The 20,114-nt window shown below is 44.2% G+C and carries 16 protein-coding genes, 1 rRNA gene, 1 riboswitch and 1 other annotated feature; of the genes, 4 read left to right on the forward strand and 13 right to left on the reverse strand.

Annotated features, from left to right (window positions below; genetic code table 11):
• Positions 1-130: 130 nt before the first annotated feature.
• The 6 genes from LP667_RS12180 to LP667_RS12205 all read right to left on the reverse strand — a co-directional run bounded on the left by LP667_RS12180 (position 131) and on the right by LP667_RS12205 (position 7,891).
• A 16S ribosomal RNA gene (locus tag LP667_RS12180) occupies positions 131-1,697 on the reverse strand.
• Positions 1,698-2,250: 553 nt separating this feature from the next.
• Positions 2,251-2,766: an ECF transporter S component gene (locus LP667_RS12185; RefSeq protein ID WP_033609573.1), complete on the reverse strand. Its 516-nt coding sequence runs from the start codon at positions 2,764-2,766 to the stop codon at positions 2,251-2,253.
• A gap of 143 nt (positions 2,767-2,909) precedes the next feature.
• Entirely contained in the window at positions 2,910-4,166 is a 1,257-nt protein-coding gene (gene tyrS, locus LP667_RS12190; protein WP_021732246.1) for a tyrosine--tRNA ligase, read from the reverse strand.
• A gap of 58 nt (positions 4,167-4,224) precedes the next feature.
• Positions 4,225-4,419 (reverse strand) — a binding site (T-box leader).
• A gap of 168 nt (positions 4,420-4,587) precedes the next feature.
• A complete protein-coding gene (locus LP667_RS12195) occupies positions 4,588-5,253 on the reverse strand; it encodes a hypothetical protein (RefSeq protein ID WP_021732247.1) in 666 nt (221 codons plus the stop codon).
• Between the two features lie 114 nt (positions 5,254-5,367).
• Positions 5,368-6,639: a GH25 family lysozyme gene (locus LP667_RS12200; RefSeq protein ID WP_021732248.1), complete on the reverse strand. Its 1,272-nt coding sequence runs from the start codon at positions 6,637-6,639 to the stop codon at positions 5,368-5,370.
• A gap of 481 nt (positions 6,640-7,120) precedes the next feature.
• Complete coding sequence (locus LP667_RS12205; protein WP_056988585.1) at positions 7,121-7,891, reverse strand: C39 family peptidase; 771 nt, start codon at positions 7,889-7,891, stop codon at positions 7,121-7,123.
• A 384-nt stretch (positions 7,892-8,275) separates the two neighbouring features.
• Between LP667_RS12205 and LP667_RS12210 the strand changes: the two genes are divergently transcribed.
• Both LP667_RS12210 and LP667_RS12215 read left to right on the forward strand, forming a co-directional pair.
• Complete coding sequence (locus tag LP667_RS12210; protein ID WP_021732251.1) at positions 8,276-9,613, forward strand: sensor histidine kinase; 1,338 nt, start codon at positions 8,276-8,278, stop codon at positions 9,611-9,613.
• Positions 9,614-9,712: 99 nt separating this feature from the next.
• Positions 9,713-10,216: a YueI family protein gene (locus LP667_RS12215; protein WP_021732252.1), complete on the forward strand. Its 504-nt coding sequence runs from the start codon at positions 9,713-9,715 to the stop codon at positions 10,214-10,216.
• Between the two features lie 101 nt (positions 10,217-10,317).
• Here the strand turns inward: LP667_RS12215 and LP667_RS12220 are convergent, their stop codons facing one another.
• From LP667_RS12220 to LP667_RS12240, 4 genes are all read right to left on the reverse strand, one after another.
• Complete coding sequence (locus LP667_RS12220; RefSeq protein ID WP_021732253.1) at positions 10,318-10,995, reverse strand: DUF554 domain-containing protein; 678 nt, start codon at positions 10,993-10,995, stop codon at positions 10,318-10,320.
• Between the two features lie 78 nt (positions 10,996-11,073).
• The gene (locus tag LP667_RS12225; RefSeq protein ID WP_056988584.1) at positions 11,074-11,898 is read right to left on the reverse strand and encodes a MerR family transcriptional regulator; all 825 of its coding nucleotides are present in this window, start codon (positions 11,896-11,898) and stop codon (positions 11,074-11,076) included.
• Positions 11,899-12,912: 1,014 nt separating this feature from the next.
• Positions 12,913-14,211, reverse strand: coding sequence for a cation:dicarboxylate symporter family transporter (locus tag LP667_RS12235; RefSeq protein ID WP_021732255.1), 1,299 nt, complete (start codon positions 14,209-14,211; stop codon positions 12,913-12,915).
• A 382-nt stretch (positions 14,212-14,593) separates the two neighbouring features.
• On the reverse strand, positions 14,594-15,097 hold the full coding sequence (locus LP667_RS12240) for a YagU family protein (protein ID WP_021732256.1): 504 nt from the start codon (positions 15,095-15,097) through the stop codon (positions 14,594-14,596).
• Between the two features lie 172 nt (positions 15,098-15,269).
• On the opposite strand from LP667_RS12240, the gene LP667_RS12245 reads away from it, so the two are divergent.
• Together LP667_RS12245 and LP667_RS12250 are read left to right on the forward strand one after the other, a co-directional pair.
• The gene (locus tag LP667_RS12245; RefSeq protein ID WP_021732257.1) at positions 15,270-16,337 is read left to right on the forward strand and encodes an ABC transporter permease; all 1,068 of its coding nucleotides are present in this window, start codon (positions 15,270-15,272) and stop codon (positions 16,335-16,337) included.
• A 13-nt stretch (positions 16,338-16,350) separates the two neighbouring features.
• Positions 16,351-17,028, forward strand: a complete 678-nt coding sequence (locus LP667_RS12250; RefSeq protein WP_021732258.1) for an ABC transporter ATP-binding protein — start codon at positions 16,351-16,353, stop codon at positions 17,026-17,028.
• A 275-nt stretch (positions 17,029-17,303) separates the two neighbouring features.
• Here the strand turns inward: LP667_RS12250 and LP667_RS12255 are convergent, their stop codons facing one another.
• The 3 genes from LP667_RS12255 to LP667_RS12265 all read right to left on the reverse strand — a co-directional run bounded on the left by LP667_RS12255 (position 17,304) and on the right by LP667_RS12265 (position 19,782).
• Entirely contained in the window at positions 17,304-18,068 is a 765-nt protein-coding gene (locus tag LP667_RS12255; protein WP_021732259.1) for a MerR family transcriptional regulator, read from the reverse strand.
• Positions 18,069-18,253: 185 nt separating this feature from the next.
• Entirely contained in the window at positions 18,254-18,805 is a 552-nt protein-coding gene (locus LP667_RS12260) for an ECF transporter S component (protein WP_021732260.1), read from the reverse strand.
• Positions 18,793-19,782: a nucleoside hydrolase gene (locus tag LP667_RS12265; RefSeq protein WP_021732261.1), complete on the reverse strand. Its 990-nt coding sequence runs from the start codon at positions 19,780-19,782 to the stop codon at positions 18,793-18,795. Before LP667_RS12265 ends, LP667_RS12260 begins: the two co-directional genes overlap by 13 nt.
• A 20-nt stretch (positions 19,783-19,802) precedes the next feature.
• Positions 19,803-19,847: riboswitch (PreQ1 riboswitch) on the reverse strand.
• Between the last annotated feature and the right edge of the window lie 267 nt (positions 19,848-20,114).

Raw genomic sequence — 20,114 nt, forward strand, 5'->3', positions numbered from 1 at the left:
TGTTCTCGGTTTCATTATGAAAAAATATATTTGATATTATCTAGTTTTCAAAGAACAAGTTTTGAGAGTTAAATCTCTCAAAACTAAACAAAGTTTCGACGCGTGTGTAGGTTTCCGTAATATTCCTTAGAAAGGAGGTGATCCAGCCGCAGGTTCTCCTACGGCTACCTTGTTACGACTTCACCCTAATCATCTGTCCCACCTTAGGCGGCTGGTTCCTAAAAGGTTACCCCACCGACTTTGGGTGTTACAAACTCTCATGGTGTGACGGGCGGTGTGTACAAGGCCCGGGAACGTATTCACCGCGGCATGCTGATCCGCGATTACTAGCGATTCCGACTTCATGTAGGCGAGTTGCAGCCTACAATCCGAACTGAGAATGGCTTTAAGAGATTAGCTTACTCTCGCGAGTTCGCAACTCGTTGTACCATCCATTGTAGCACGTGTGTAGCCCAGGTCATAAGGGGCATGATGATTTGACGTCATCCCCACCTTCCTCCGGTTTGTCACCGGCAGTCTCACCAGAGTGCCCAACTTAATGCTGGCAACTGATAATAAGGGTTGCGCTCGTTGCGGGACTTAACCCAACATCTCACGACACGAGCTGACGACAACCATGCACCACCTGTATCCATGTCCCCGAAGGGAATGTCTAATCTCTTAGATTTGCATAGTATGTCAAGACCTGGTAAGGTTCTTCGCGTAGCTTCGAATTAAACCACATGCTCCACCGCTTGTGCGGGCCCCCGTCAATTCCTTTGAGTTTCAGCCTTGCGGCCGTACTCCCCAGGCGGAATGCTTAATGCGTTAGCTGCAGCACTGAAGGGCGGAAACCCTCCAACACTTAGCATTCATCGTTTACGGTATGGACTACCAGGGTATCTAATCCTGTTTGCTACCCATACTTTCGAGCCTCAGCGTCAGTTACAGACCAGACAGCCGCCTTCGCCACTGGTGTTCTTCCATATATCTACGCATTTCACCGCTACACATGGAGTTCCACTGTCCTCTTCTGCACTCAAGTTTCCCAGTTTCCGATGCACTTCTTCGGTTGAGCCGAAGGCTTTCACATCAGACTTAAAAAACCGCCTGCGCTCGCTTTACGCCCAATAAATCCGGACAACGCTTGCCACCTACGTATTACCGCGGCTGCTGGCACGTAGTTAGCCGTGGCTTTCTGGTTAAATACCGTCAATACCTGAACAGTTACTCTCAGATATGTTCTTCTTTAACAACAGAGTTTTACGAGCCGAAACCCTTCTTCACTCACGCGGCGTTGCTCCATCAGACTTTCGTCCATTGTGGAAGATTCCCTACTGCTGCCTCCCGTAGGAGTTTGGGCCGTGTCTCAGTCCCAATGTGGCCGATTACCCTCTCAGGTCGGCTACGTATCATTGCCATGGTGAGCCGTTACCTCACCATCTAGCTAATACGCCGCGGGACCATCCAAAAGTGATAGCCGAAGCCATCTTTCAAACTCGGACCATGCGGTCCAAGTTGTTATGCGGTATTAGCATCTGTTTCCAGGTGTTATCCCCCGCTTCTGGGCAGGTTTCCCACGTGTTACTCACCAGTTCGCCACTCACTCAAATGTAATTCATGATGCAAGCACCAATCATTACCAGAGTTCGTTCGACTTGCATGTATTAGGCACGCCGCCAGCGTTCGTCCTGAGCCAGGATCAAACTCTCAAATTAATGATGAGTTCTAAAAAGCTCATTTAAAGTTGTACTAAAATTTATTTGCTAGCGAATTGACTTCGCAAATGTTTTTGCTCTTGATTCAAAATCAAGAGACCCTACACATTTGATTCGTCGAAACTTTGTTCAGTTTTCAAAGATCTAATTCCGTGTGTTAATCGCTTAACACAACTTAATCATCATAACATCTTAATCAATATCTTGTCAACAACTTTTTTTAAGAAGTAACTTGATTAATTTGTCGTGGTTGCCTTTGCGACAACAGAAACTATCTTACCAATTACTGAAGAAGTTGTCAACAACTAATTTCAATAATTATTTGGCGGTGAGAAGCATCTGCCGTAGCAGCAACGTTTACTAATATACCAGCCACGATTGAAAGTGTCAACAAAAAATCGATTGTTTTTTCAAAATCAAGAAAACTTCACCCTCAAATTAACGTTAATTACAAAATCACTTCATTATATGTCACTAACCTGAGCATTAAAAAAAGTATGTGGGCGTCTACCCTAGCTCGGGCCCACCCACATACTAAATCAATCATAATCGACTACAAACTTGTTTGCTTTTTAATTAACGGTCGTACTCCAGCCACAATTGGAAAAGCCAAAACACCACCAACAACCGCCTGAACCAAATTAGTTGGTACTCCGACTAACCCAGTCGCCATCGTATACATTAATGAATCCGAAATGAAATAACCAGCAACCATGATAACAACTGCGGTTCCAATTGCCGCAACCTGACGCCCTTGCGTCTTACCGGCGCCTAAATATCCCGCTAGCCAGCCTTCCAGGCCATGAACAAGCAATGAGAAAAACATGTACTGCGGATAACCAAGCAGTAAATCTAACAACAACCCACTTGCGCCACCAACAATGGCGCCACCACGCCAACCAAAAATCAGTGCTGCAATAAAAATACCCGCATCGCACAAATTGATGTAACCATGGGTCATTGGAATTGGAATATGAAAGAAAATTGAAATAACAACATTCAGTGCAATCAGCATGCCCAACATTGCAATCGTTCGTGTATTAAACTTAACCCCCACCAAATTACCCATCCTCCTAAACTTTAAATATCTGTCTTCATTTACATCGCCGATACAATACAATTAAGACTTAAATAGAGTTTACACCAGTTACAACTTACGATAATAACAAAAAGACCGGGCCACAACGGGTCCAGTCTATCTGATAAATTAATTTACTTAACGTGCGCTAAGAAATACCGCTTCTTACCCCGGCGCACAATTACAAATTTCCCGTTAAAGGCCGCTGCTGGATCAATTTCTGCATCCACATCTGTTACCTTTTCACCGTTAATTCGAATGGCACCGTTCTTAATGTCTTCACGTGCCTGCCGCCGTGAAGGTTCAAACTTAGTCGCATCGACTAACCATAAAACAATATTTTGCTTTTCAGCTGTCACTTCCGCAGAAGGTACACCCTTAAAACCTTGTTCAATTTCATCAGCGGTTAAGCTCTGAACATCACCAGTAAATAAGGCCTTAGTAATATTTCCCGCTTCAACAACCGCCTGTTTACCATGAACAAACGCCGTCACTTCTTCAGCTAAACGCCGTTGGGCTTCACGCTTTTCGGGAGCTGTCTTCACCGTTTCAGCCAAACGATCAATTTCTTCATGACTTAAGAACGTAAAGTACTTGAGATATTTGACTACGTCACGATCATCCTGGTTGATCCAGAATTGGTAAAATTCATACGGCGACGTCCGTTCAGGATTCAACCAGACTGCTCCACCAGCAGTCTTTCCGAATTTAGTCCCATCCGCCTTCAGTAATAACGGAATCGTTAAACCGTATGCTTTGGCTTCATTACCTTCTAGGCGGTGAATTAAATCCGTCCCAGCCGTAATATTGCCCCACTGGTCAGCCCCACCAATTTGAAGTTGCACGTGTTCAGCACGGTATAAGTGTAAAAAGTCGACTGATTGTAAAATTTGGTACGTGAATTCAGTGTATGAGATACCAACTTCTAAGCGGCTGGCGACGACTTCTTTATTCAGCATCGTGTTCACGCTGAACAACTTTCCGTAATCACGCAAAAAGTCTAATAATGAAATCTTTGACAACCAATCGTAGTTGTTGACAATCGAAAAGTTTTCATCATTACCAAACAATTTGTGCATCTGGGCATTCAAACCGTCTTGATTATGCTTAACTTGGTCCATCGTCTGTAATTTACGTTCTGAATTCTTCCCAGACGGATCACCGATAGCACCAGTCCCACCACCAACTACCACGTATGGATGATGGCCAGCTAATTGGAATCGTTTGAGAATCATGAAGGGAATCAAGTGACCGATATGCATACTATCACCAGTTGGGTCAATCCCACAGTACAATGAAACGGATTGATTTTCCGTAAGCTCTTTTAGCCCCGCCTCATCCGTTTGTTGGTTAATGGCACCACGCCATTTTAAATCATCAATAATGTTCATCCTTATTCCTCCTCAATCGTTGTCACCAGACAAAAGAAAAAACTCGCCCCTGTCTTAAAACAGGGACGAGTTTTCCGCGTTACCACCCAAGTTATCACCATATGTGATCGCTCATTGATTAGTAACGGAAATCATCCGGCCAATGGCAGTTCACGTTATGTAATTCATCTTTGACCACAGCTCGGTTCGCACCACCCACCGAGTCGCTAGACTGTTGGATCAACGACTACTAATTAACGATCACTACTTTTTAATTATTACCTAACATCATAAGCACTCTACTGACAAATGTCAATCATGGTTATCATTCAAATTATTCGTTCAAGACCAGTGAGCCTACTAGACTTGCGCATTCTAACCTGCCAGCACTTGAAACACGACTGGTACCCAAGGCCGCTGATACTAAGCACCATGCCAATGCTTAATTATTAGCATCAGCCGCAATTTTGATCACAGTACCCGCCTGTTGACCTTGGACTTTCGCAACTTGGGCCCCATTTTGCCACTGAACCGAATTAGCCTGTCCATTTTGTGCCGTATCATAAACCGTGACGGCCCCACTAGTAACAGTTTTAGTTGTTAGCTTCTGCTTTTGAATTTGAGTATTGATTTGATTGGCAAACTTGGTTGGATTACTAGCAACATCTTGCGTATTGGCAATCGTTGTCACCGACCAACTTCCCGTATTCCAATGAACGTACACTTTTCCCATTGTCCCTTGAATAGTTGCCGGCGTGCCCGAATTCAACGTTGTGCTTTTCCCCTGAGCAGTCGCTAAATAGTCAACTTGGCTACTAGCATCGCTTTTCGTATTATAGTCCGTTTGCTGATACGTTGCGACGGTGGAGCTAGACCCGGCCTTGGCATACTTTACACGGTAGTTTCCCTTCGTCCCACTCGCACTCAACGCTTTCACAGTCTGATCTGTTGCTTTGACTGTCGCCGGTGCCGCCGTCTGGCTAATTGAACTGACATTGTCCGAAGCTGCGTGTAATACACTGGTCACAGACGGCACGGCAACCAGTCCTACCACCAACATGCCAGTTGCGGTGGCAATCCCTAACTGAATCTTGTGCTTAAAGTTCATAAAAATGTCCTCCTAATTTCTATAACAAAAATTGACCAATTGGATTAGCCCTAGCTATCGTTTTCCTGCTGAACGCTAAACGGATAGCAAAAATACCGTTGATCTCGGATGTTACTATGTACGAGACAACCGGTGATTTACTCGTCTAACCCGCTGATGTGCTGTTTTCCCTACCACTAAATGTTTGCGATTTGTCCGCCCTTGGTGCGTGTGGTGTTGCTGATAATGCCCCGCTTTTTGCTTGACGCTTAGCCGTTGACGGCGAATCACGCGATGCTTGACTCGCTTGCTTGAACGTACCAGTCGTTTTGCCCCCACGACCTTTTTAATTTTTTGCCGCAGATGTCTCACTTGTCTTTTAACTGTTTTGCCACGATGAATCACAACTTTTGTATGCTGAATTGGCTGCGACTTCAGACGACTTGCGGTTAACACGGGGCGTTTGATTGCCTTGGTCGCTTGTTTGCTTTTAACAATGGTTTGAACCTTTGATTGTGATTTAGGCCGTGCTAGGTACCTAATGGCAGTCTTAGTCGGCGCCTTACTTTTAACCACTGATTGAATTCTCAAATGCGATTTAGGCCGGTCCACGTGCTTAATGACAACCTTAGTTGTTGCAACTGATTTGCTTGGAACGCCGGTTTTCAACCGATACACTTTTGAAACTGGCGACATGGTCTTAAGTTTGGTTGCGACAACTGGAACCGAGCGAGTCGTTCCGAGCCACCACGAAACAGGATGGATACTAGTCATTACCCGACTATTATCAACCGGTGCAGCTAGCCCGGCTAAGTGATAGCGATCCGTATACTGCCACAAAGCTGCCGGAATAATCGGTGGCCGACGTGTCAGTGAGCCAATCCACTGTGCGTCAAACTGTTGGCGCGCCTGGTTAGCATATGTCAGTGCAAACGAAGCATATGAATAGAAAATCAACTTCTTGTTAGTTAACGACCGCATCTCATGATACCAAGCGGCCACTGCCGCATTGGTTGAACCTGAACGAACGGTATCAACCTCAAAATCCAAAGCGTAGAAGCGAGCGGCTTTATTGGAACGCGCATAAAAGGCCTGCGCTTCGCGACGCGCACTGCTTGCATCCGTAAATTGTGAAAAATCATATTCACCAAATGGAATCCCATAGCGAACGTACAATGCTGTATTATTAACCGCGTCCCGGTCAATGTAATTTAAGCCATACTGGCGCCGATTAATCACAAATAGCACCTGAGATTTCATCGCTCGCACCTGACTAGGAGTGAGCCGACCTTGCCATTCTGAAATATCCACCACCGCGCGCCCCTGTGCCTGGACATTAATCTTCATTCCAAACGTTACAAGCACGACTGTGGCAACCAACCAACTGACCTTTTTAATTCCCATCATGCGGCCCTCTCCCCATGTTGTGACTCCGCAAGCGAAAAATGTCATCGTAACTTGCCACTGATCCCCACAATCACTAACAGATAAACTGTTAATGGCAGTTTACAATGTTCCTATAATATTAACATTCTTACACTACCCAATAATAGGCTATTTTTAATAGGCTGCGGCGTCAATTCAGTTTCAATTCAGTTACAGCTTGTTAACAACCAATCGCCCCTTTATGGTTAATATTATGAACAACTCTGGAAAGGTCGAGACGTAGATTACAATTAGGTTACATCCAAGTTGTAACCCTAATTAACCATCTTAACTAGAGGCATTAAGGCTCACCATTAAGACCTGGTCAATTCGCTAATTGCTGCTGTTGATTTTTTTTGCAAGCTGCAACTTCACGAAAAAACAACCAATCCCGCTCAAGGCGATAGTTCGTCTTGAGCGGGATTGGTTGTTTGCTAGGTAGCATTATGACACCACTTGCCAACTAGTGAGGCAAAGTCAACACAATGGCCTGTTTTCCCATTTGATTATATGCGGCTTCGAAATTCTTCCAACTAACCGCTTGCTGTTTGTACCCGTACGGATTGTTAATGTAAATCAGCTTTTTAGCTCGGTTAAACCCTACAATGACCACACTATGCATATCGTAAGTCACTTTAACGGCTCCCTGGGGCGTCTGCCACGTTTGCATCGTGCTAACCGGTGCAAATGAAGCAGTCGTGATTGTCCAGACTGGCCGTCCTAATTCGAGTTGTTCAATCACAGTATCAAAGTTTGACCCAGTTAAGTCCTTTACATGGCTTGTCTCAGTTTTTGCCAATTTATAGATTGGCTTATGGTACACACCAAGGCCCGGATTATCACCGGTAATATCACCAACAAAACCATATTCTGGATTACCATGTTCCCCATTACTATAAGTGAGTGGTACACTCGTAATCTTCGTAGCTAATTCATTTTTAGTTACGTTAATGTGCGCGTATTTCATCAACATCGTCAGTGATGTGACCTCACAACCATTGTATAAACGTGGTGTTGCCATTTGATTGACTAGCGGTACGTCCAATTTAACCTGATTAACTGGCTTGGGCTTCGTTTGGGAACTGGATTTAGCCGCATTCGTTTGTTTATTCGTAAACGAAGCATCAATCCAGTCGGAAACTTGTGTACTTGTAAATCCAATGACCCCCAAAAGCACCATGGCAATTATGATCAGCGTCCATAACCGACGCCGTTTCCGTAAATGTCTTGGCATTTGTTACCATCCGTTTCTATTTTAATTTGATAAGCTCAATTTACTAACATACTATGTAGTATCATACCATGAACGAGTTAATAATACACCTTTATAATCTTAAATAAAAGGCAACTTCAAATTGAGCTTAGGTCAATATTATCAAGGCTTAAGATGCCATCCCCGCCAAACACTGTTCCAATCAGTTTAAAGCGTCGTGGACATTCATTTTATTACAACATCAATTCTATTTCCGGCTAGTTCAAATTTTAGCTTGCTAGCCAGTAAATCATCTTTATCTACCAGAATTAAGATTTTTTCAGCCATTAAAGTTATTTTGCTTTATGATAGTAAAGTCAACTGACAAACTAAAAATTCATCATTTATTAAAAGGAGTGACTAAGCGTGCAAGGCCAACTTAACTTACTATTATTATGTTCCGGAACTTACGAAATGATTATTCTTACAATGGCCTTTCATGAATTTCTCACTTGGCGAATCAGTCTCGCCTGGTTTGCACTCGTTAGTTGCCTCGCAATCGGTGGGCAGTTCGGCATTAACGCCGAACTAATCCGCCCCACCATCTTAGGCTATTTTCTAGCACCAATTATTTTGAACACGATTATGGCTAGCCGACTCATTAAAGTTAACTGGGTGCTTATGCTCCCAATCGTCACATTTTTAAACGCCCTCAAGTACCTGATTACCGGTTTCACTAGCCAATTAAATCAGTGGTTGCTTAATACTGATTGGCAAAACCCACTGATCAGTCTTAACTCGTGGCCTATTTTTTACATCAATTTCGCCCTCATTAGCGGTATCCTACTAGGATTTTTCATTATTTGTACGCTCGGCTGGCTGGCACATTACTTGATCATTCGTTCCAATACTGTCACGATCTTTTATCGCGCTGCACTGAACCGTCACGACAACGCACTGGTCTTGATAACTTGTTCTGGTTATGTCATTGCCAAAATTTACGTTCTGAAGCTCGGCCTAATGGCACAAATGTACACTGCAGCGCTAACTAGTATTATCCTAGGTGGATTGATTTTTTATTTGGTCAATAAGAATAACGTTTGGCTGAATGATGTACGCTTACTTAGTGACGTTGCGCACTACAATGAGGTATTAAGTGACCATAATCAGCAACTGCATCTTTTCAAACACGACTACCAAAATATTTTACTCAGCATGTCTCAGTACATTGCACAAGAAGATATGACTGGTTTAAAACGTTACTTTGAACAAGAAGTATTCCCTAACGAACAATTACTAAATCAAACGATTGCTCCTGATCAATTACGCTACTTACGTGCACCAGCCCTTAGTGGTCTCATTTACGCTAAATATCAAACTGCTGAGCACCGCCATGTTAAACTGGAAATCAATATTTGGCAGACTTTAACGTTACCGCAGACTGATCAAATCAAAGTCGTTCGTGTGTTAGGCAACTTACTGGATAATGCCATTGACGCTGCCACCCAAGCAGATCAACTAGTCCAACTAACCATAACGCAGGCTCGTGACAACGTTATGGTTACCATTGCTAATCAGCTTCCCAATCATACGACGATTGATCTCAAACAAATCAGTCGCCAACACTTCACGACTAAACTTGGTCACACCGGCAACGGTCTCAGTAGTATCGCCCGATTAGTCAATAAGCAACTTACGGTTCACTACCAAGTCATCGGTAATACATTTCAAGCCCAATTACGGTTAAAAAAATCGAACAATTAAACTAGCTTTAAAAAATAAGTTGATTAAAGCGCTTTCTTCATTACAATAGAAGTAAAAGCAATTTAATTTTACTGTTAACTGTGAAAGGACCTGACTGGCATGGCTAATTCTGAAAACCAAATGGATAAACACTTACAATCCGCAATATTCGGGGCCCCTGTACTACATCCAGATGAACAACATCGCAACCTTGGTACATTTCACGAACGGATTGATGTGAGCATTACCTTCACCCAGGCGCTTATGCGTGATTACTCAACCGAGCTCAAAAGTGAAATGACTGCCCATCCTGATTATCAATTGCTGCTCCACGGATTATTGGATGAAGATATACTCAATCGTTATGTTAAACTTGCCAACCAACAACAAATCAAGTTTGCAATTCGCAACGATTTAATGTATCAACATACACCCGCTAGTATCGCCATTGCGCTAGTAGCGAACTGTGCCATCACACCCACCACGATCGACATCGATGAGCGTTTTCCGGTGCCACCACTTAGCACAACTACAGATTGGTCGCACGATGCCCTGATTGATCACATTCACCGTCATTTGGAACGGAATCGTGAACTTTTTGGCATCAAACACCATCTGATTTGAGCCGACTATCATTGCATTCGACTATTAGTTTGGCTGAATTATCTCAATATAATCGAATTACTATTCGGTGATACTTGTTGATTTCAAAACCGTCATCGAATTTAGAATAATTGCATGACACTAATTACAACCGGTGGCACTAATAGGGCCGGCAATAAGTTTAACGTACTAAATTGTTTGATTTTTAGCATTCCCAAACCAGATGCCAAAATTAAGATGCCACCAACAATGGTAACTTCATTCAGTAACGCAGTACTTAACGCCCCCTTTAAGACTAGCGCCAAAACATATAAGCTGCCTTGCCAACAAAACAGCACTCCCGCCGCGATGGCAATGCCAAAACCAAATGTCGATGCTAAGACGATTGACGTAATCCCGTCTAACATGCCGTTTGTAAACAAAAACGTATAGTCATGTTTTAAAGCCGCCTCAATCGGTCCCAAAATAGATAGTGAACCAATGCAATACAGCAACACCGCGGTTGCCAACCCCTCTGCTAAGTTGCCACCGGCCAAGCGACTCACCCAGCGATCAAAATGGCCCTGAATATCCAAGGCTTGGCCAATTAGGCCACCGACTGCCAAGCTAACAATAAAGAGCACCGGGTACTTGCTCTGTGGCATCCGCTGCACGACCGCGTTAATCCCAATCACACAGGCCGCCAACCCTAACGCTTGTAGTAATATCGCATGATAGGCTGGTTTGATGCCCTTTTTAAAGATACTGCCTACCAAGCAACCAGCTAAAATCATGCTCGTATTAAAAATTGTTCCAATCATAGCTTCACTCCTTGTACTGATACCATATCTTGCATACTAAATTGACGTATCCGACCAATCATTATTTAGTATAAAGTCTCAAGTAGCTTGAGAGTCAATCGGAATTTGAATCTGGGTAATCGACTGTGCAACCTGATCAGTAATCCCGTAATCAATCAACGCCGTCTCAACTGCAGTTCCTGTCACTTGCCACCCCTGCTCATGACAATCTGCTAACAATTGCCGATACTGAGTGGGAGCATCCACATGCGTGCCATGAAAAATACGTTGTGCGTAAGGCTCAGCCACTAGCCGTTCTTGCTGTACGGGGATCACATCGCCGGGCTCAAATACTAGACAGATTCCTGTATAGCGTTCAAAGTGCCCGGCTTGGACCGCTTGCTGGTCAAGTAACAGTGCGACCTTACCTAAAAAGATTTCATTTGTTACACCGGTCTGCTTCCGTAACTTAGCAATAACCAATTCAATATCGTCTTGTGGTCGATATGGCTGCCGCAACGCCACCATTGGCCGTTCCGGGAGTATTACCCGTTCAGTCCGATCAAAATTGGCTGTTTGCGCCATTTCAATCTGAGCCAAGCGATTATTAATCCGCTGTTGAACTGCCGTTAGCAAACGTAACTGCCTCTCAATCTGCTGGTTTTGCGTCGTTAACATATGTGTTAACTTTGGTAACTCACGGGCTGCAAAAAAATCAGCGATGGTCGCTAGTGACATACCAAGCGCCCGTAAATATTTAATCGTACTTAAACGCTCAAATTGTGGCGTACCATAATAACGGTAATGACTATGGGGATCAACTCGGGCTGGCGTCAATAGCCCAATTTCATCATAATAGCGCAACGTGGCTACCGGAATATCAAATAACTGCGCAAGTTGTCCAATCGAAAAATCAGTCGCCATACTGCCCCTCCTCTTGTAAATACTTTATTACTATCCGTTGTGCTAGTTATTATATAGTATTAATTGTGCTTAAAACATGTCAATATCTAAGAACACAAGCAACCCAGCTTGGTCCCGCTGACAAGCGTGCAATTTGGCGGAAAATTCCTTAATTAGCTCGTTCTACGCCGGCTTCCAGCCATTCCTGCCGGGATTGCATTTAAATGCAGTTATTGATGGATTCAACTTTAGTTAAACTAGTCGTTGTTTCATATACAACAGCTTAAGATGCGATTATTGGGATTGGCAATAGCTGCAATCAGCTATTCGTTTTTTAGTTGCCATGCTAATATTTCAGTATTTCAAACAGCAGATTCAGACTAACACCACGGTTAGCTAAAAGTTCCATACAACAACTATTCCACAATCAATTGTATCAAGAAGCGTGATTGTTTATCAGCCATTCGAGCGGCCTACTGAAACGTGCTCGGTGCCACTGAAGCTTGTGCTTGTTACACCAACGGACTAATGCCAAAACCGCATTAATCCGTTGGCTGGGCAATGCTCGGCTTCAACCCGTGGCCCGCACAGGCTTTTAGACTGGAGGGGCTGGGTGACAATGCTCAGTAGCCAAATTATTCTTAGCTGGAAGTGACTTGCTTCCGGCTTAGAATAAGACTCGTATTTGAGATTGCGCAGTGGGCTTCTGCGTGAGCTCAAATCGACGTCGGCTACGTTTCAGCAATTGGCACCCAGCCCCGGAGGTCGGCATCGGGCGCGCATATATTGACGAACAGTAATCCAACTAACTGGCATGTTTTAAATCATGCTTCATACTAAGTAATAACTAGTACAACGCATCCTAAATGACAATCACTACCACGGCCACATAATAAAACAGTTGCGCTCAGAATGGCATTTCTGAAACGCAACTGTTTTATTTATGACTCATCAGTAGCCGTCATCATTGGATCACTTATCATTATCGTTTGGCTTCATGTTACTAATAGCCACACTAATCACCGCGAGCGACTATTATTTAGCCGCCGTTCGGGTACGACCTGCTCGAATCTCAGCCAAATACTGGTCACTTTGAGCCGTATCGAATTCGTGTTCAGACTTACCAATAATAACTGCGGCTAACGAATTACCGACCACATTGACAACCGTTCGACCCATATCCACTAACCGGTCAATCCCCGCAATAAAGGCGAGTCCCTGTACCGGAACGCCGATCGTCGAAATCGTCGCGAGCAGAACAACGAATGAAGCACCTGGAACGCCAGCAATTCCCTTTGATGTAATCATTAACACAATCAGTAAGGTGATCTGCTGACTCAGCGACAAATGAATCCCATACGCCTGTGCTAGGAACAGCGCTGCTAACGATTGGTAGATTGCGGAGCCGTCTAAGTTAAACGTGTACCCAGTTGGAATAACGAATGAGACAATTCCTTCACTAACACCGTACTTCCCCATCTTATCAATGATTCGTGGCAAGGCTGCCTCAGAGCTCGCCGTTGAAAAGCCAAGCACCATTTCGTCACGAATCACTCGTAGTAGGTGCCAAATATTTAAACCGAACAGCTTACCAACAATCCCCATCACAACCACAATGAAAATCGCCATGGTAATATAGGCGAGAATAATAAAATAACCTAGGGGGGCCAGCGCCTTCAAGCCCATCTCTGCAACCGTCACTCCAATCAAGGCACAGACGCCAATTGGGGCGGTGTGCATGACCCAGTTAGTCACTTTGAACATCGCTTCAGCAACGGCATTCATAAAGTCCAAAATAATTTTGCCCTGTTCACCGATTGCGGCAGTTCCTAAGCCGAAAAAGACGGCAAAGAAAATAACCGGAATCATATCACCAGCAGACAATGATTTAAAAACGTTAGTTGGAATAATTCCCATCACCGTTGACCAAATGCCATTATGAGAAACCGTCTTAGCCGTTTGAACGTATTGACTAATATTCGACGCATGCAGTTGATGAATATCGATATAATCACCGGGATGAAAAATATTACCCATTAGCAATCCCAAAGCAATTGCAATTGTCGTCATGATTTCAAAATAGATAATAGTTTTACCACCAATGCGACCCAACTTCTTCAGATCACCCATATTGGCAATTCCCGTAATTAGGCACGCCACTACAATTGGTAATACAATCATTTGTATTAGGCTGATGAACATGGTCCCAATATTTTGCATGGCTGTAATCGCCGTCTTGTTGCCATAAAAGACAACCCCTAATACAATTCCCAGCACTAGCCCAATTAAAATCTGCCAGCCCAAACTCAATCGAAACTGGCGATACCGTTTCATCTTTCCCTGCTTTTCCAAGCTACTTCCGCCCCATTCTCATTTATGGATGTTTTCATCAAATATTGCACACAATATTAATATTTTAGCACATTTCCGCTTAATATGAGAATTAAATTAAAAAGATAAGTATCAGAATCTGTTTGTCCTATCATAGTGCCTGTTATTGTCAGTTATTTTCCTCATAATCATCATACTACTTTGACTAGCACGTCTTTTATTACTAGTAAAATACGAACATTAATCAAAATAGCGTTAAATAAAACTAGCTTGATTAGAATTTTTAAGCTTTCCTAACCTAGCTAGTCTTTCAATTTAATTCCATATTTAATTATCATCACCAATGAATCAACTTAACCGCTCATTTCAGTAGCCGACCGCATTTTTACTTTGAGCGTGTCATCCGGTCATAGATTGCGGCACTGACCCAATCAGCAGTCCACATCCATAAGACATGTCCCACGGCCTCTGATACGTGCTCCGTCATCGGCTGATCCTTAGCAGCAGGAACGGTACCCAGTGCTGGTAAGATGCCATGATGAAAAGCCGTCCAAACGCCTAATCCGTACAGCGCACTGCTCCCCCCCTTAGCTCGGGGATGCTTGCGGGCCCACAAACTATAAGCCACGGCAAACGTTGTTGAGAAGCCAAAATGCATCACATAGCTGACACCAGGTAAGTCATGACCAGCATATGAATACGTTGCATGCGTAACACTGGCGGGAATGCCCATTTGTTGTAATAATTGTTGTGGGGGATTCGTTGCATCCCGTTCCGGCGTCCGTGGTGGTAAAATATTCTCCCACCCTAACTTAACCAAACCAGAAATCACACCGCCAGTAACACCAGCGATAACGGCGGCCCGATGATTGAACTGCTTTTTCACCATTACTAATTACCTACCTCTCTATATCAATAAGTCAATCATACCAGTCAGGGCAAACTTTTCGAAATAATTTAGCTTGACGACTAAATAAAAAAATTGATTTATCAGAATTAACGTGCTACTATAATCACATTGATTTATCGGGTGATAAATGAAATTAAGAGGAGGAATTGAGATGTATTTAGGCTTAAAAGAAATGAACCATGAAAAACTAAGATACGGATTACTTAGCGGTGTTTTACTGCTAATTGCGCTTGTCGTCTTTATGTTGGCAGGACTTGCTAATGGTCTATCCAATGGCAATCGCCAAGCAGTCGACCAGTGGGATGCGCAAACCGTCTATTTAAATAAGGACGCGAACCAGACATTATCTGCCTCCCAGCTCAAATTGGCAGATCAAGATCGCATTCAGGGCAATGACGTGGCCCCACTAGCTAGCCTATCAGGAACACTGCGAACAGCCAACAATGGTCTCAAAACAACCACGAGTGCTTTTGGAACCACTCGTGATAGCTTCTTGATGCCTAAAGTTGTCACCGGCCATCAGATTAACGGTAAGAATCAGCTGATTATCTCCGCGGCACTAAAAGACAAGGGCTACAAGTTAGGTCAAAAGGTTCGGATTGGAACCACTGATCAAAAAGTAACCATCGTTGGTACCTTTAAAGCAAGTACTTATAGCATTGCCCCGACAGTCTACACGGATGTTGCCACCCTTAATCGACTCAAGGGTAATCCCGTCACTAGCGGCGATCAACAACCAGTTAACGCGTTCGTGACTAAGAAAAGCCATTTTAAGAATCAGCACCATGGTGATATACAACGCTTGAGTATTGCGACCTTTATCGAAAAGCTCCCTGGTTACAGTGCCGAACAATTAACACTAAACACGATGATCTACTTCTTGTTTGTCATCGCGCTCGCCGTTATTGGTATTTTCATGTTCGTCTTAACCTTACAAAAACAAGCCTTATTTGGTGTCTTAAAAGTACAAGGAATTGGTACCAAACACATTCTGGCAGCCCTGCTAACCCAAAGCGTTGCGATGGCCATCATCGGCATCGGTATCGGCCTTTTAATTACACTAGGATTAGCTCAAATCATGCCGGCTGGTCTACCGTTCGCCATTGACTGGCCACAATTTGGAATTTATAGTGTGGCACTCTTACTAGCCGCAGTCATCGGGGCCTTGCTCTCATGGCGTACCGTTGCCAAGATTGATCCCGTTGTCGCCATCGGATAAGGAGGATTTCATTATGAGTCAACCAGTTTTAGCTTTACAAAATATCAACAAACAATTTGGGCACGGTCACACCGCCGTTAACGCTTTGACCAATGCCAACTTTGAGGTCAGTGCGGGGCAATTCGTTGCAATTATTGGACCATCAGGCTCGGGCAAATCAACCTTTTTAACGATTGCTGCCGGATTACAAACGCCCACTAGTGGACAAGTTATTCTCAATGGGCAATCCTTATCAAATCAAACGGAAAAGCAACGGTTAGCTTACCGTTTTAACGAAATTGGCTTCATCTTGCAAAGTTCCAATTTGATTCCATTTCTGACCGTACGTGAACAATTCAAACTCGTCGATAAGATGGCCCGGCGCAAATTCAACCAGGCTAGCACTGATGAGTTGCTCGCAGAATTAGCGCTCACTGAAGTCCGTGACGCTTACCCTAGTGATCTTTCAGGTGGTGAACGCCAGCGCGTTGCCATTGCTCGGGCACTTTATAACGATCCAAGTGTTATTTTAGCCGACGAGCCCACTGCAAGTCTTGACACACCGCGATCCATCGACGTAGTCAAGCGCCTTGCTAACGAAGCCCATCACCATCAAAAAGCTATCGTCATGGTCACACACGATCAACGTCTGATCGACGATTGTGACGTGGTTTATCAAATCGAAGATGGTCAAATGAGCCGACGTGATTAGTAGGCTATAAGCACAAAACCGTCCATAAATCTTTAAGACTTAAAAGGTCTTCTCCAAAACAATACTTGGAGAAGACCTTTTAAGCTTACACGGCCAATTACGACGCGTATTTTACAGATTATTATTGTCACAACTAACTTTTAAGCAGCCATCGTTTTTCGAATATTGACGCTTAAGAACCGCTGATTAAGTTAAGCCGCGCATCCACTAACCAACAATGGTGCTACCACTCACTTTGCTTCGACGCCATGGCTGGATAACACGGCGTTGACTAATTAATTTTGTGGCTCAGTATACTGTTCAATACACTGGACTAAGATTGCCGTAGCCCCGTTGCCCGCACGACCATCATAATACTGACGAAATCGCGGGTCTGCTAAATACAGCTGCGCTAATCCACGATGCATCGCTGGCTGATACTGCGCCCATGCATAGCACAACCAGTCACGATGAAGTTGATAAATCATTGCAGCGCGTTCTTCGGTCGGTTGTTGCAATTGTTGCGTTAAGGCCACTAATAATCGTTGCTCCGTCGCCTGCATAGTTGCGTAATCAGTGGCGCTAAGTTGACTAAAACGTTGATTTGCTGATTCGACCGCCTGCTCACCATAATGTTGGCGAGCTTCTGCGCCGTATTTAACTTCATGTTCATCGAGCTGTGTCTGCTTAAACGCTGCAAACTTCTCCTGATCATTCATTTGATTGCCCTCCCGTTGAGCCGCAATCGTCGTTTCCATCAAGGTCAACAATTGATCTAAATGTCGCCGTTCCTGTTGCAGCTGCTGATATTGTCGTTGAAGTTGTGTCACCACGACAGCTGCTGGTTGATCTAGCAATGTCGGCATCGTGGCCAATGGAATCTGTAACTGCCGGTATAAACAAATCCGTTGCAACCGATTAATCTGGGGTGTCTCGTAATACCGATACCCGTTGTCACCGATAAAAGCGGGTTTCAATAAACCGATTTCATCGTAGTAACGCAAAGTCCGTACACTAACACCAGCTAACGTTGCTAACTGCTTAATCTGATAAGCCATCATGATCACTCCTTTCAACAAGCTTTACTATAAGGGCTAACGTAACGAGAGGGTCAAGTCGTCGTCATCATTTTACTCAAAAAGATCGACTGATGCGTAGCGTAGTGCCCCCAGTCGACCTGACAAAATATCATTAAGTTGATAGATCATGGTACCGGCTAGCCAAACCATTGTCACGACGATACCAACTAATTTGCTTGCGGTAATTTATATCGTAAGGCCCGGTACACTAAGGCAACCACATAAACAGTAATAAAACGATCCAAGTAGTCCGTTCCCACTTGAATCAAAAAGACGGCCATTGGCTTACCCATCCCTGTTCCTAATAATAACTGAACTAGCATACTAGACCCTGATGAGGTGATTCCATGGAACAAGATAACCGTGATTGCCGTGGATAGTAGCGTTCCGGGAAGCGCGATTGCCCCAGCCAACCACCAACTTGAACGCCAAGTTCCCGGCTGGACTCGTCGATATAACCAGCCTGCCATGAATCCCGTTAACAACTGAACCGGCATGAAAAATAGTGAATACAAGTCAGTCGTGGCACCAACAATCACTCCCGTGGCACCCCCGGCCAGCATCCCGCCAAGTGGACCGAACACGGCCGCGGCTAACACCGTCCCAATTGAGTCCAAATAAATGGGTAATTTTAACATCAACGCAATATTACTGCCAATAATATTCAGTGCGATACAGAACGCTAATAACGTAATCGTACGGGTCTTTATTTTTCGCATGGCGTTACCAATTGATGCAAGACATGCGTCAAATCAGGCTCAGTCGCACCGATGACCGTCGTTAAGAACAAACGCCAGAAAGCCTCAACATCAACGTCCGTCATCACTTGGCTATTCACCGTTGCATGCCAAAAATCATGATCGTCAACAATCGATTGTCCGCGAGCGACACCATCCGTGACTACCGTCGTGTAACTGTCAAAGCCATGCAAAATCGTCGAATCAAGCATGCCCGCCACAGCCAACGGGTCATTGATCACGCAACCAATCACCCGCTCATATTGCCAGTGAAAGTCAAAGTAAAACTTAGTAATTTTCTCAATAAACGTCCCCATTGTGGGGTTAATATCTTTAATATAAGCTAACAAACTAGGTGTCAACACAATTTTACGAGTGACATCTAAACCAACCATCTGAATCGGAACCGGCATCAAGTCAAACACAACCTTGGCCGCATCTGGATCACACCAAAAATTGTACTCAGCAACTGGTGAACAATTACCATGACTGCGATAACTGCCACCCATCAATGTAAATTGATCGACTTGCTCAAACAAGTTCGGATCACGCTGCAGCACCGTTGCAATATTCGTCAATGGTCCTAACGCCAGAATTGAGGTGGTGGGCGCCTCCGTCAGCGTAGCTTCGATGAACCTAGCCGCATCTTGAATCGGTCGTACTGCTGTTACTGTCGGAATTTCGCTATTGCCTAACCCATCGTCACCATGTGTATCTTGGGCACTGGTATACGCGACTTCCAACGGGCGATTAGCCCCTAAGTAGACCGGAATATCTAACCGATCAGCTAAATCTAGAATTTTCAGTGCGTTTTCTGCACCAATATGGGTCGGCACATTCCCACAAACAATCGTAATCCCAATCACGTTTAGTGCCGGTGATTTTAATGCTAACAGCAGTGCTAAGCTGTCATCGATACCAGGATCACAATCAATAATAACGTTACGCGTCGCATTCATTCTCTTACCTCCGATAATTGAAGTTCTTGGTTTTTTATCCTGGGAAGTTTACGAACCAGGCCAGCTCACCCTGCGAATAACGTTCAAGGGCAGCCGAATTTATGAAATGCTAATCCAATTATAGCGGACCTTTTAGCGGTTGAACACCATCAATATTTAATTTTTGAGCTAGTTCCATCGTCAAACTTACGACTAGCTGTCCCGTTATTGGCCTTCCTCACAACACTCGGATACTGCATGTCAAATTAGTCGTCCCGTGACCGGCCACAAGCTTCTCCATTCTGGCGCCTGACTACTTAGCACCTACCACGACAAAGCAATCGATGTCTGAT

The organism is Lactiplantibacillus paraplantarum (genome assembly GCF_003641145.1).
GTDB lineage: Bacteria > Bacillota > Bacilli > Lactobacillales > Lactobacillaceae > Lactiplantibacillus > Lactiplantibacillus paraplantarum.